At 41.3% G+C, this 14,113-nt stretch carries 15 protein-coding genes; all 15 read left to right on the top strand.

Features of this window, described 5'->3' with window-relative positions:
- The first annotated feature begins 363 nt into the window (after nt 1–363).
- The 15 genes from AABB81_RS07630 (at nt 364) to AABB81_RS07560 (ending at nt 13,951) form a co-directional block, all read left to right on the top strand.
- Nucleotides 364–603 (top strand): hypothetical protein, encoded by a 240-nt coding sequence (locus AABB81_RS07630; RefSeq protein WP_342159713.1) that lies wholly within the window; start codon nt 364–366, stop codon nt 601–603.
- 285 nt (nt 604–888) lie between these two features.
- On the top strand, nt 889–2,559 hold the full coding sequence (locus tag AABB81_RS07625; protein WP_342159712.1) for an NHL repeat-containing protein: 1,671 nt from the start codon (nt 889–891) through the stop codon (nt 2,557–2,559).
- 98 nt (nt 2,560–2,657) lie between these two features.
- Nucleotides 2,658–3,743: an NHL repeat-containing protein gene (locus AABB81_RS07620; protein WP_342159711.1), complete on the top strand. Its 1,086-nt coding sequence runs from the start codon at nt 2,658–2,660 to the stop codon at nt 3,741–3,743.
- Nucleotides 3,744–3,821: 78 nt separating this feature from the next.
- On the top strand, nt 3,822–5,336 hold the full coding sequence (locus tag AABB81_RS07615) for an NHL repeat-containing protein (protein WP_342159709.1): 1,515 nt from the start codon (nt 3,822–3,824) through the stop codon (nt 5,334–5,336).
- 202 nt (nt 5,337–5,538) lie between these two features.
- Nucleotides 5,539–7,014: an aconitase X gene (locus tag AABB81_RS07610; protein ID WP_342159708.1), complete on the top strand. Its 1,476-nt coding sequence runs from the start codon at nt 5,539–5,541 to the stop codon at nt 7,012–7,014.
- 97 nt (nt 7,015–7,111) lie between these two features.
- A complete protein-coding gene (locus AABB81_RS07605) occupies nt 7,112–7,561 on the top strand; it encodes an aconitase X swivel domain-containing protein (RefSeq protein ID WP_342159706.1) in 450 nt (149 codons plus the stop codon).
- A 117-nt stretch (nt 7,562–7,678) separates the two neighbouring features.
- Nucleotides 7,679–8,194, top strand: coding sequence for an HdeD family acid-resistance protein (locus tag AABB81_RS07600; RefSeq protein ID WP_342159705.1), 516 nt, complete (start codon nt 7,679–7,681; stop codon nt 8,192–8,194).
- Between the two features lie 127 nt (nt 8,195–8,321).
- Complete coding sequence (locus AABB81_RS07595; RefSeq protein WP_342159704.1) at nt 8,322–8,654, top strand: hypothetical protein; 333 nt, start codon at nt 8,322–8,324, stop codon at nt 8,652–8,654.
- A 376-nt stretch (nt 8,655–9,030) separates the two neighbouring features.
- Nucleotides 9,031–9,357: a hypothetical protein gene (locus tag AABB81_RS07590; RefSeq protein WP_342159702.1), complete on the top strand. Its 327-nt coding sequence runs from the start codon at nt 9,031–9,033 to the stop codon at nt 9,355–9,357.
- Nucleotides 9,358–9,594: 237 nt separating this feature from the next.
- Nucleotides 9,595–9,927: a hypothetical protein gene (locus AABB81_RS07585; protein ID WP_342159701.1), complete on the top strand. Its 333-nt coding sequence runs from the start codon at nt 9,595–9,597 to the stop codon at nt 9,925–9,927.
- A gap of 562 nt (nt 9,928–10,489) precedes the next feature.
- Nucleotides 10,490–11,005 (top strand): DUF1269 domain-containing protein, encoded by a 516-nt coding sequence (locus tag AABB81_RS07580; RefSeq protein ID WP_342159699.1) that lies wholly within the window; start codon nt 10,490–10,492, stop codon nt 11,003–11,005.
- A 147-nt stretch (nt 11,006–11,152) separates the two neighbouring features.
- The gene (locus AABB81_RS07575; protein WP_342159698.1) at nt 11,153–11,668 is read left to right on the top strand and encodes a DUF1269 domain-containing protein; all 516 of its coding nucleotides are present in this window, start codon (nt 11,153–11,155) and stop codon (nt 11,666–11,668) included.
- 147 nt (nt 11,669–11,815) lie between these two features.
- Entirely contained in the window at nt 11,816–12,331 is a 516-nt protein-coding gene (locus AABB81_RS07570; RefSeq protein WP_342159696.1) for a DUF1269 domain-containing protein, read from the top strand.
- Between the two features lie 79 nt (nt 12,332–12,410).
- Nucleotides 12,411–13,283: an acetoacetate decarboxylase family protein gene (locus AABB81_RS07565; RefSeq protein WP_342159694.1), complete on the top strand. Its 873-nt coding sequence runs from the start codon at nt 12,411–12,413 to the stop codon at nt 13,281–13,283.
- Nucleotides 13,284–13,309: 26 nt separating this feature from the next.
- Nucleotides 13,310–13,951 carry a MarC family protein gene (locus AABB81_RS07560; RefSeq protein ID WP_342159693.1) on the top strand — a complete coding sequence of 214 codons (642 nt, stop codon included), beginning with the start codon at nt 13,310–13,312 and terminating at the stop codon, nt 13,949–13,951.
- Nucleotides 13,952–14,113: the final 162 nt, after the last annotated feature.

Below are 14,113 nucleotides of genomic sequence, written 5' to 3'. Positions count from 1 at the left end.
CCAATAGTAAATGATATAAATCCATTTTACCAACACTTACTTCTACTATCATTTCAAAATCAGAACTACTCAGTTATATAACCTCATTTACACCATTTTTTCTATTAAAAATCCCTTCTTTCTTCAAGCAGGACAAACAGTTAGAAGCACATCCTTAGTCATGCACACCCACCTTTATTTGAACCTGTTATGAACCTCGGGAAAAGCATTACAACGATGCACTCTTTTTATATTGACTAAAGTATATATCACAAGATCAAATAGTGCAAATAAACTGACTTTTTACTGACCAAAGTAGATTGATTTATAATGCATTAAAGTTGCAATTTTGTTCTCGAAATATTTGATAAAATGATAGCGAGAATGTATCCAATTAGTTTTGATGAGCCGCATAAATATTCTATCACTGTTCAGGGATTAATTAATGTCAGTCTAATTCAAGTCTTTAGCAAGGCAACCATTTCAAAAATTAAATCAGACGATGGTGAAAATACTGAAATCCAAATTCAATTGAAAGACCAGCCGCACTTAAATGGCGTAATCAACGCTCTTTTTAATGCCAGGTATGTGATTTTAAGAATAAAATATATAAAACCTGGATAAAGATATTTTGAAATGAGTTTGTTATTCCAAATGACAAAAACAAATAACAACAATAATTCTAATTTAAAAAAAGAAAGTCATGCTTAATGAGCAAAAAATAAGGTTTGAAGACCGGATGAATATCAATTCCATAAGCATTAATGACGTTTATAAGATTGATCGAATCGTGGTCTTTGATAATAGAGTTTAAACGGTGAGTATTTGACGAGTTGAGGAATAATGGATATAATTTATTATCTTAGATAGACATTAAATAAACCATAATTAATTAATCAAAATTTAAAAATGAGAAAATTTAGTAAGTATTTTATTGTGTTTTTACTGACTGGTTTAGTAGCACAATGCCAGAAAAAAGAAGCAAAAAGCGGAGTAGAGCCAGAGGCTGCTGTACACGAAATGAGCGAAGTCAGTGACAATGTGCAGATCCTTGTCGAACCCAGCCCGATGCGCGGTAGCAACGGAATTGTTTGGGGGCCGGACGATAAACTATACGTGGGTAGTGTTTGGCACAACGCAGCATTTGTTGTCGACCCTGTAACAGGCGAATATGAAATGATTGAAGGTTCCAAAGGTACTGACGACATGGCCTTCCATCCGGATGGCCGTTTGTTTTTTAACTGGATAGCTACTGGTGAAGTTGGTATGATGGACACCGATGGTACTATTAGTGTGGTTGCGAAAGTCCCGGTTGGTAATGACGGTATTGCCATTAATGATGAAGGTCGAATCTTTGTCAGTGGCCAGTTTGCTGACTCACACCTGTTTGAGATCTACCCTGATGATAATCGCGAACCACGGACGATCACCAACGAAGGAATGCGCATGTCAAATGCAATGGCCTTTGGACCTGACGGTAAATTGTATGGCTCTGCATGGGTAACCGGAGAGGCTATACAAATTGATATGGAAGACGGAGCAACCGAGATGGTAGGTGAAAAGCAGGGCGCTAACCTGTCGGCCGCCAAGTTTAACAGCAAAGGTGAACTTCATGTTATGGATGCAGCCCATGGCGTTATTTACAAGGTAAACCAGGACGATCAAACTTTCGAATTGGTAGCTAAAACTCCGTTTCCTTCAACTGATAATTTCTGCTTTGGTCCGGATGATGGCATGTACGTTACCAGTTCAGCAGACTGTTATGTATATGAGATGACTGGTTTGGACACTTACCGTGAGATTATTCCAAGTGGCCTTGGCCTCGTAGGCGGTGTTACATTCATGGAAGACAATGGTAAGCCTGTTATGGTTGTGGTTGACATTTTTGCGATCCGCAAAATGGATCATGAAACCGGTAAAGAGCTAAGCGCAGCACGAGGTATCACCATGACAACTGATGTAGGCTGGATGATGACCGTGGAGCCATATGATGGCGACCAGGTGGTTACGACAAGCTGGACAGGAAACTTTGTCAAGATCTGGGATATGAAAACAAATTCGATGGTCGCCAATTTCGAGAAGTTCAAGATGCCAACCAATGCTATTACGATTGGCAAAGACATCATATTTTCTGAGCTGGGCGGTGCTGTCAAACGTTTTTCACCCGACGCCCCGGATAAGGCAATGGAACTTGCAGATAATCTAAAACAGCCATTCGGATTGGCCTACGACAATGGAGATCTTTACGTGAGTGAGGATATGGGTGGCAGAATTGTTCAGATTTTGGACAACGATAAAGTTATAAAACCCAAAGTTGTCAGGGACGGCTTAAGTTCACCCCAGGGTTTGGCAATAGACAATGGTAAGTTGTATGTAGTTGAGGCCGGTAAAGGTCAGTTGATTTCTATCGACCTGTCCAGCGGTGATACTAACACAATTGCTACCGGTATGGAATTCTCAACGGGTAAGCTGGAATTTACAGATTCCAAAAACTGGACCCGGTCTTCTGTGTCGATTTTGGGATCTCAGGCATATATTACTGGTGCCGGTTCGGGAGCTATTTACAAAGTCAACCTTTAGTCACAAAACATAAACATTTAATGTAATAGTATGTTAGGATTAGTTTGCCTACTCCCTATTTAGAAAACACAATTATTTACAATATAAAGAATAAAATAATGAGAAATGATGCACAAAAAATTACCGTTGAAGATTGGCTGAAAAAGGCAAATGTAAAGTGGATTGTTGGCGTTTACAACGTTGAGGATTTTCTATTATTACCTGATACACATTGGATCATAGGTAGTGGTCTTAATGTATACGCAGCAGGTTTCAAGGACCAGGTACTTACTCAGCAATACCTGCACCTGTTTGATGCTGATGCCGAAACCGGAAGAAGAATCATGCCGGATGAGATCACCATCAAGGCAGACCTAGATACCTATCCCGGCAGTACACCTCCAGACTGGAGTACGTTTGGTCCTCATGGTCTTGATCTCAGCAATAGAGAAGGAGATATCGTTAAACTGTTCGTAATAAACCATGGTGGACGTGATGCAGTCGAAATCTTTGAAATTAATGTAGCAGGAAGTGAGCCCAAATTGACATGGGTTGGTAACCTGAATGTACCTGAGGATGGTTGGCCTGATGCTGTTTGCTGGCTACCTGATACTGGCGGAGTGATAGTTTCAGCTATGTCAGACCCTCGTGATCCAATTGGACAAACCAAAAGGCAGTTATCAGGTAAACCAGTAGGCTGGTTGAAAGAGTGGAATCCTGAGACAAATAAATGGACTAAACTCCCTGGAACTGAGTCTTTGTCATCACCAAATGGTATTACCACCAATAAAGATGGTAGCAAGATTTGGGTTAACGAATCGACTGGTGCGTGTGTTACCCGCATTAACCGTGGTGCTTCTGATCCTGGATTAATTCGTGTTCCGCTTCCAGGTGCGCCGGACAACCTGCGTTGGTCAGCTGATGGTAAGTTTATTTATGCCTGCGTTCATACCCTCGACGGAGCATCATTTGAATACGAGCAATTAGCCAGTGCTAAGTGGGGAACTCCTATACACACACCTTTCGCTGTATTTAAAGTTGATCCTGAAACATTGGATACTACAACATTTATGCCGGCTGGTAAGTATGGTCCTTTGGGTGCGACTTGCTCAGTGATTGAATACAAAAACCGTGTCTGGTTAGGAAGTTGTATGTCTGATCGTATGGGTGTCTTTGATAATATAAGAGATCAGTATCAGGATTAATCTCAGATTTAATACCATAAAAATTATATAAAGATGAATACAATTGAAAAAGTGCAAACTCTAATTAAAGCTAGCCCGATGCGTGGTAGTAATGGAATAGTTTGGGGTCCGAATGGTAAGCTATACGTTGGTAGCGTTTGGCACAATGCTGCCTTTATTGTTGACCCTGAAACAGGCGAATATGAAATGATCAAAGGCTCCAAAGGTACCGACGACATGGCTTTCCACCCTGATGGACGGTTATTTTTCAACTGGATAGCTACTGGTGAAGTTGGTGTGATGGACACTGATGGTACTATTAGTGTCGCTGCCAAAGTCCCGGTTGGTAATGACGGAATTGCCATAAATGATGAGGGCAGAGTCTTTATCAGTGGACAGTTTGCTGATTCACACCTGTTTGAGATCTACCCGGATGATGATCGCGAACCACGGACGATCACCAACGAAGGGATGCGTATGTCAAATGCAATGGACTTCGGACCTGACGGTAAATTATACGGCTCTGCATGGGTAACCGGAGAGGCTATAAAAATTGATATGGAAGATGGATCAACCGAGATGGTAGGTGAAAAGCAAGGTACTAACCCGTCGGCAGCCAAGTTCAACAGCAAAGGTGAACTTCATATTATGGATGCTGCCCATGGCGTTATTTATAAGGTCAACCAGGATGATCAAACCTTCGAACTGGTAGCCAAAACACCGTATCCATCAACAGATAACTTTTGCTTTGGACCGGACGATCGCATGTTCGCTACAAGCTCAGCTGACTGTTACGTATATGAGATGACCGGTTTGGATACCTATCGTGAGATTATTCCAAGTGGACTGGGTCTTGTTGGGGGTGTTACATTTGTTGAGGAAGAAGACAGGCCTGTTATGGTTGTAGTTGACATCTTTGCAATCCGTAAAATGGATCCTGAAACTGGAAAAGAGCTTAGCGCGGCACGAGGTATCACCATGACAACAGATGTTGGTTGGATGATGACCGTGGAGCCTTATGATGGCGAACAAGTGGTTACAACCAGCTGGACAGGAAACTTTGTCAAGATCTGGGATTTGAAAACCAATTCCATGGTCACTAATTTTGGAAAATTCAAGAATCCAACTAATGCTATTGCTCTAAGAAAGGATATGATCATATTCTCTGAGCTAGGTGGTGCCATCAAGCGGTTTTCACCTGCAGCTCCTGACAAAGCAAAAGTACTTGTAGATAATCTTCAACAGCCCTTCGGATTGGCCTACGATAATGGAAATCTTTACGTAAGTGAGGATATGGGTGGTAGAATTGTTCAAATTTTTGAGGGCGATAATGTTATTACACCTAAAGTTGTCAAGGAAGGTTTAAGTTCACCTCAAGGTCTGGCGATTGACAATGGTAAATTGTATGTAGTAGAGGCTGGTAAAGGGCAGTTGATTTCAATCGACTTGACCAGCGGTGATACTGATACAATTGCTACTGGCATGGAATTCTCAACGGGTAAGTTGGAATTTACAGATTCCAAGAACTGGACCCGATCTTCTGTGTCGATTTTGGGCGGTGAGGCATACATTACCGGAGCTGGCTCGGGTACTGTTTACAAGATTAAGCTATAGTGATTAACCTAGGCTGTGATGTGTATTAGGGGGTTAGCTTTTCCGTTTCCGGTAATCACCGGCACGGGGAGCCCCATGCTCCCAGATCGGGTGCAAAGACCCAATCTGGCTGAACTGTTTCAAGTCATATACTACTAGTTTATTAGATAAAAATAAAAAAAATGAAATCAATTAATTATTTCACATATAAAACCCATTAAAAATGGAAAAAGAATTAAAAATGGAAAATTTGACGATTTACGCTAAGAATATAACGATCCTAACAGGTGATGAAGAGCTGGATAAACACCTGGAGATCGGGGCGGATCCTCACGGCGCAATGTGCACAGGTACCGGTCACTCACGCGCCGATGTCAAGCACGATCCCAGTGCTCCAAAGCCCAAGATGAAGCTAACACAGGAAGAACAAGACATTTACGATGGTAAGAAGGGCGAGGTGCTGTCTAAAGTAATGAAGACGGTTATCGCTTATGGTGAGGCCTTTGGTGCAAGCAAGCTGGTCGACCTCGGGGGGAATCCACACACAGTTCTGCTGGGCGGCACACCAGCTGTTACACCTGTTATTGACATCCTTAATGAATGTGCAGACGCAGGCCTGAAGACTTATGCTGAATACACCATTAACCCACGGCCTTATGACTTCTATAATGTTGAAGTTGATCCGGAGCATCAGTTGAAATTACAATCGATGTTCAGCACACAGACCGAGCTTGAAAAAATGCATGTTCGGCTGGGAGCAAAGAACTATAACTACTGGAGTTGTGCATGTTACTGGCCAGAGGTGGGCAATGCACCAGCACATGGAACAAATTTGGCCTGGTCTGAATCTTCCGCGGTAAACTATGCCAATTCAGTGCTTGGTGCCCGTTCCAACCGTAATTCTGGCGGTATAGAGATGCTCTGTAACATTCTCGGGAAAGCTCCCTATTTTGGTCTTATGACCGATGAGGGACGAAAGGCAAAATGGTTGATCGAGGTGAAAACCAAGGGCGAACCAAACTGGTCAGTACTTGGCGGTGCTATCGGAATGAAGGTTATGGAGGATGTACCTTACATTGTCGGAATTGATAAGTACCTGGGCCAGGTAGACGGAATATCAATGGGTAAGCTCAAGGATATGGGTGCTGCAACTGCCACTAACGGGGCCGTCGGTCTTTATCACGTGGAGAATATTACACCGGATGCTATTGACGAGGGGCGCAAGCTATTGGCGAAAGACTACAAGACCTATGTTATTGATGATGAAATAATCGAACAGGTCAGAAAACACTATCCCAATCTATGGACACAGAAGGATGCCAAGCCGACAAGAGCCTTTGTAGGCTGTCCTCATAATTCGTTTCACCAACTCTATGACTGGGGCATGAAGGTTACCCATGAATTGTCTAACAGAGGCCAAGAAAGAGTGGCCATTCCACTACACCTGCTCTGCTCAACACTTGTGAAAGACCATTTCATGGATAAGCACCCTGAGCTGGTCCGAGACATGATACGCGCTGGTATTACATTTACAAATAGTTGTCCACTCACCTTTCTGGGCATTCCCGGAATCACCAAGACAGAATTCGCCGTAACTAATTCAAACAAGGCTCGCGAGTACACCAACTCACGATTCTTCAGGGATGAAGACATACTGGAGATTGTCCTTTCGGGAGAGATACCTGAGGAAGCAGTATGAAGGTGGTACAGCACTCCGGTCAGTTAAACCGGAATATGACAAAAATAACAACTGAATAATTACATAAGATAAAAATTAATTTAAAAATACATTTAAGATGGCAAAGAGAACATTTAAAGGGCGCCCGATTCTTCCTGGAAAAATTGAAGGATTAGCGACGGTTTCACATATCGGACTCAACACACTTTCCACTTACAAAGCAAATGTTATCGGAGGTGTGACCGACAAAGCGCTTTGCACCGATGGAGACAATAAAGACTTGTACAATAAAGACCTGAACGGGGCCATTCTCTGTCTGCCCCAGACCATAGGCTCAACAACCGGAGGCTTCGTCCTGATGGGGGTAGCCAAGATGGGGCTTGCACCCAAAGCCATGCTTTTCGCCAATCATGTTGACTCTTTGGCAATCGGAGGACTGTTGATGGCGGATATCTGGATGGATTATCGCATCATCACCATCGACCTCCTGGGCCCGGACTTCCTGGAAGCGGTGAAAACCGGTGATCCGATCAATGTGTCTGAGGATGGCACGGTCGAAATTGGCTGAATCATTGCCCGGTCTGACCCTATCATCGTTTTCATTATACGATTATAGGGTTGGCAGGGCTAATTATAGATTATTTCAAAAACATATCAATGAACCAAATTTAAAAATAAAAACAAAATGGAAAATCAATATGCAACAAACAGGTATTTTCAATTATTCAAGGGAATCTTATTAATCTTATTGGCTATTCTGGTCTTTATGAGTCCTGGTGGAACTATGCTTGCCTGGGCTGTCTATATCGGAATTGGAATGATTGTCGCAGGTATCGTGATCGTCGTTCAGGGGTTTTTAGCAAGAGGAGTTCTCGACAACTGGGGTTGGCGTGTATTTGAAGGTATTATTGATATCTTTTTTGGATTTATCCTTATGGCAAACCCAGGTGTAACTGCTGCCGTGTTGCCCTTCGTAGTCGGATTCTGGGGAGCTTTTTATGGCATTCTGTTATTTGTCGACGCATTCTCGGATAAAGTTAATAGAGGTATGAAGATTGCATTTGGAATACTAATTTTCATTTCGTCTACTATATTTATGTTTAACCCGCTTTTTGCCGGGTTAACGCTGGCCATTTGGTTTGGCACCGTACTTGTGTTTGCCGGAATTTATAATGTTATTGCCTCATTTAGCAACAGTTGAAAAACAAATTCACAAGATCAGACAGAATCAATAAAAAACATTCAAATCATACAATTAATTAAAACTAAAGGAATATATATTCAAAAAAATATGTTCCCACTATTATTAACATTAAAACAATATAAAAATGGGTGAAAAAATTCAAAGTTTCGAAGCGAACGTTGATATGTCAAGAGCATTTCGACAATTTCAAAAGGCGGATAACGCTTTTGTAAAAGACAAAGACGATTTAGCCGAAGAGCATTTGGCAAAAGGTCTTGATTTGCTCCAAAAAGTTGCGGACCATCTGTCTAAGGCAGTGGAAGATGATTACACAAAGGCCGCCGATGAAATCGACAAGGGCAATACTCAACTTCAGAAGAGCATTGATGAATACGCCGATGGAAATGACAATAGTGGTGCAAGACACTACAACAATGCCCTGGATTACTATGACCAGGCATTGGAATTAATGGGCTAAAGCATTGGTACAGCCCAGGACGAAGGAAAGCCGAAGGAGTGGAATCAGAGGCGGCAAAAACGCACTGTGTCAGTTCATTGGCCTGCGAATCGTTCAGGATGTTAAGGTTGGACTTGCCTGAACCGGCTATTATTGAAAGACAAATGAATAAGTGTCAATAGAACAAGACACAAAACTAATTTAAAGAAAAAAAAACAAATCTAGAGATCACGTAAGTCTGTATAACATATGAATAACTATTGTATATGAGGCTTTTAATTTTTTTTTAATTAAATACAAATCTATTATGAAAAAAATGAATTATGTATTACTGGCGTTATTTGCGTTGGTACTATTGGTTGGTAATGCATGTACCGAGCAGAAAGCAGAGGTGAAAATGGATTATCAAATTGACAGAGCATCCGTCAACATGTCAAAAGCATTTCGACAATTTCAACTGGCTGATAACGCTTATGTAAACGACAAGGACGAATCCGCGGAAAAGCATTTGTCAAAAGGGTTGGACTTCTTCGAAAAGGCACTGGATCATTTATCTAAAGCCGAAGATGCTAACTATCAGAAAGCCAGCATTGAAATCGATAAGGGAAACAAGGAACTCCAGAAGAGTATTGATGAATACGCCGATGGAAATGACGATAGTGCTGCAAAACACTACTCCAATGCCCTGGATTACTATGACAAGGCTCTCGGCTTTTTTGACTAAAGCCCGAATTGACAGTGCAACAACGTTGTCAAGGGATCTTTGAAGGATTGCATGAGCGACTATTATACGTTTGGGTTTTAGTTTAGCAATAAAAAATGATAAAGTAATTATTCAATAAACGAAGGCTGTTTTAACAATGTTCTTTATACCGAAAGGATATGGTAAGATGACTTCAAAATTAACCGGGTATGTAAAAAAAATAACTACCCACATTATTAACAATTAAATATTTAAAAAATGGGTGAAAAAATTCAAATTTTCGAAGCAAACGTTGATATGTCAAGAGCATTTCGACAATTTCAAAAGGCAGATAACGCTTTTGCAAAAGACAAAGATGATTCAGCCGAAAAGCATTTGGCAAAAGGTCTTGACTTGCTGCAAAAAGTTGCGGACCATCTGGCTCAGGCAGTGGAAGATGATTATGCAAAGGCCGCCGATGAAATCGACAAGGGTAATACTGAACTTCAGAAGAGCATTGATTCATATGCAGATGGAAAAGATGATCGTGCAGATAAGCATTACGATAAGGCCCTTGATCATTACGATAAGGCCTTGGATTTAATCGACTAAAGCATAAATGTTTTTGAATGAAGTAAACATGCCTTTGGGGATGAACAAAAGCCAATAAAGCGTGATTTTGGCAAAAATGAAATGTTACGCTTCATTGGCTTCTGTTTAAACTATATATGCAGAAAGAATGGCAGAAGTCATTAAAATCAAAGCAGGTAGTTGCTTTGTCAGGTTTATTAAATGCAAAGGAGAAGAAATCCAAATTTTCGAAATTTAACGTTGTCCACAACTAAATAAGCCTTAAAAAAATGGGCGGTAAGAATGGTTGGTGACGATTGATTTTCTCAGAAATGGATTCAACCGAAGTGAACAAAAAAACTGGTTGATTACGAATTTAAATCTTTTGTAACAGAACTTGACAAAGATACCGAAGCATTATTGAAGAAGGCTTTGAAACAAGCGAAAAAATAAAAAATTGCTAATGTCACAAGAATTTGAAGAGTAAAAATAAATGTTCAGTATACAGCAATATAATTTCGGCAGGTTGTAATGAGAGATTCAAGAAAATGAACCAGCCGAATTAAATTAAAATTAAATATTCAATCATTAAAAATTTAACATTATGACATATTTTAAATCATTTGTATTCGACGGGAAAAAATCAGCCCGTAAAGCGTATAATAAAATTGAAGACAGCGATGCTTCTTACCTTTGGTTAGATGAAGGAGATGTGGCGGAAATATCTGTTAATAAGCGCGGTAATTATCGTGTTCATAGTACCTGGGCACAAGATAGCAGCAATGTACCTGGAGGTATTGGTTTTGGCGCACTTTTAGGAGGTATGCTCGGAACACTTTTTGGACCTGCTGGTTTGATCGCCGGTGCTGCATATGGAGGGACATTAGGTGGTCTGATAGGAGCTGATGAAAATATTGAATTCGACGATCCTATTTTGGATGACTTTGCGGCTTCATTACTGCCTGATACATCTGCTCTTATTATTCTTGGCGATCAGATAACTATCGATGAATTCACAGAAGAGCTGGCGGAATATGAAGCAAAATCCTTTCTGATAGAACTCGATAAAGATGCTGAAAAAGCACTGAAAGAAGCATTGAAGGAAGTAAAAAAATTATAAATTCTTAATGTCACAAGAATTTGAAGAGTAAAAATAAATGTTCAGTATACAGCAATATAATTTCGGCTGGTTGCAATGAGAGATTCAAGAAAATGAACCAGCCGAATTAAATTAAAATTAAATATTCAATCATTAAAATTTAACATTATGACTTATTTTAAATCATTTGTATTCGACGGGAAAAAATCAGCCCGTAAAGCGTATAATAAAATTGAAGACAGCGATGCTTCTTACCTTTGGTTAGATGAAGGAGATGTGGCGGAAATATCTGTTAATAAGCGCGGTAATTATCGTGTTCATAGTACCTGGGCACAAGATAGCAGCAATGTACCTGGAGGTATTGGTTTTGGCGCACTTTTGGGAGGTATGCTCGGAATACTTTTTGGACCTGCGGGAATGATCGCCGGTGCTGCATATGGAGGGACATTAGGTGGTCTGATAGGAGCTGATGACAATATTGAATTCAACGATCCTATTTTGGATGACTTTGCGGCCTCATTACTGCCTGATACATCTGCTCTTATTATTCTTGGCGATCAGATAACTATCGATGAATTCACAGAAGAGCTGGCGGAATATGAAGCAAAATCCTTTCTGATAGAACTCGATAAAGATGCTGAAAAAGCGCTGAAAGAAGCATTGAAGGAAGTAAAAAAATTATAAATTCTTAATGTCACAAGAATTTGAAGAGTAAAAATAAATGTTCAGTATACAGCAATATAATTTCGGCTGGTTGCAATGAGAGATTCAAGAAAATGAACCAGCCGAATTAAATTAAAATTAAATATTCAATCATTAAAATTTAACATTATGACTTATTTTAAATCATTTGTATTCGACGGGAAAAAATCAGCCCGTAAAGCGTTTGACAAAATTGAAGACAGCGATGCTTCTTACCTTTGGTTTGATGAAGGAGATGTGGCGGAAATATCTGTTAATAAGCGCGGTAATTATCGTGTTCATAGTACCTGGGCACAAGATAGCAGCAATGTATCTGGAGGTATTGGTTTTGGCGCACTTTTAGGCGGTATGCTCGGAATACTTTTTGGACCTGCGGGAATGATCGCCGGTGCTGCATATGGAGGGACAGTAGGTGGTCTGATAGGAGCTGATGAAAATATTGAATTTGACGATCCTATTTTAGATGACTTTGCGGCTTCATTACTGCCTGATACATCTGCTCTTATTATTCTTGGCGATCAGATAACTATCGATGAATTCACAGAAGAACTGGCGGAATATGAAGCAAAATCCTTTCTGATAGAACTCGATAAAGATGCTGAAAAAGCGCTGAAAGAAGCATTGAAGGAAGTAAAAAAATTATAAATTCTTAATGTCATAAGAATTTGAAAAACCAAAAATGACCTTCTTTTAATTAAATATTAGAATCTAAAAAAGAAACAACATGTGCCCCAGAAATATACCTATTAGTCAAGACCACTACAGCTATCTTCCCGATCAGATTTACCGCATGCCCACCCACTTCGGCCCTTCTACAGGTCCCCGACAGGGACCGGACGGAAGGAAGTTCGACGAAGAGAACAAGGAATGGCCCAAGCAGACGGACTGGGCAGTGACCTTTCTGTCGAATGCCGATCAGCTTGCGGCGCTTTGTCCTGAAGGTTTTTCTGTTGCCGGGGAGCCGTTAGTAACAGTCTGTCTTACAGACATGCGTGGAATTCCCTGGCTGGCGGGGCGTGGCTACAAGATGCTTGGGGTAAGCTTTAATGTTGTTTTTAAAGGAAAGGAGGATCGTGCCATGGGGCCGTTCCTAACCGTTTTGTGGGAAGATTTGGCCGACCCTATTATATCTGGACGAGAGGAACTCGGTTTTTCCAAACTCTATTGCGAGCTTCCTGACCCATGGGAGTTTAATGGAACTACCCGCTTTTCGGCAAGTTGGTTGGGCTTCACCTTCCTGGATATGGAACTCAAGGACATGAAATCTGTAATTGTCGACGAGACGACTCCTTCGGTCGACCCTGATGTTCAGTTGGGCATGCTCCATTATAAGTATATGCCACGCACAGGCGAGTGGGGTATTGCAGATGTTTCCTATCCGGTGTTGACTCCCGCTGCCAATCCAAACGTCAAGGTTACCAAAGTGTTTCAGGGGAAAGGCTCGGTGGCCTTCAATAAAGCAAGGTGGGAAGATATGCCGACGCAATACATGATCATCAATACTTTTGCAGCACTTGAGATAAAGGAGTTCAGGGGATCCACGATCAGGCATTACCATGGGAGCAAGGATCTGAGAGATCAGAAGATCCTTCGATGAGGTTTTAATAAAACAAGATATTTAATATGTTTAATCCTATAGAACTATTTATCCTGATGTGGGCCGTGATTGGCCCACTCAAGCCGACGGTCGTACTGGCATCGGCCGCATCGAACTCGGGAGCCAGTGAGGCCGAGGTTCGTAAAATCGCATTAAAGGCTGTTGTGACAGCTGCCTCGATCCTCGGGGCGTTCATCGTCCTTGGCGAATTTGCGCTAGACATGTTCAAGGTATCTATTCCAGCCTTTCAAATTGGGGGAGCACTGGTTCTCCTCGTATTCGCCATGCAAACGATCCTGGAAGACCCTGAGCGCGCAAAGCAGGAGGGCCGGAGTATTTCCCTTTCTCCGAATATTGCCATCTATCCTCTGGCTATGCCCCTGATGTCCTCACCAGCCATCCTGATTCTTATTATTAGTCTGGTCGGGGAAAGTGAAGGGTTTCTTCCTCTTATCCCACTTATTGTCAGCACAACTATTATCTTGGTGATTGATTACTTATTCATGCGCAACTGCCTGAGGATCGCCAAGGTTCTGAGCCCTGCGGTAATGTTGACTCTTGGCAAGATCATCGCCATCTTGCTAGTGGGTCTTGCGGTGGAGTTGATGTTCGTCGGTCTCAACAGCTGGGGGGTTGTTTCAATCGAGGGGCTTAAGGCAACCGGTTGAAAAACGGGTCTTTGGCAAGGTTTGCTGAACAGTAAATGAGTTATTACATTAAGAACATGTATAATGAAGATTCATTATGTCAAAAGAAAAGCCCACTGCCTGCTTCAGATTAAAATTAAATTTTGGGATGGCATTGGAATTGTTTATTTTTAAAATATATAT

Source organism: Lutimonas vermicola, assembly GCF_038433205.1.
GTDB classification, from domain to species: Bacteria; Bacteroidota; Bacteroidia; order Flavobacteriales; family Flavobacteriaceae; genus Lutimonas; species Lutimonas vermicola.
Note: the sequence above shows the minus strand (reverse complement) of the source record. Positions and strands in the feature narration are given on the sequence as shown.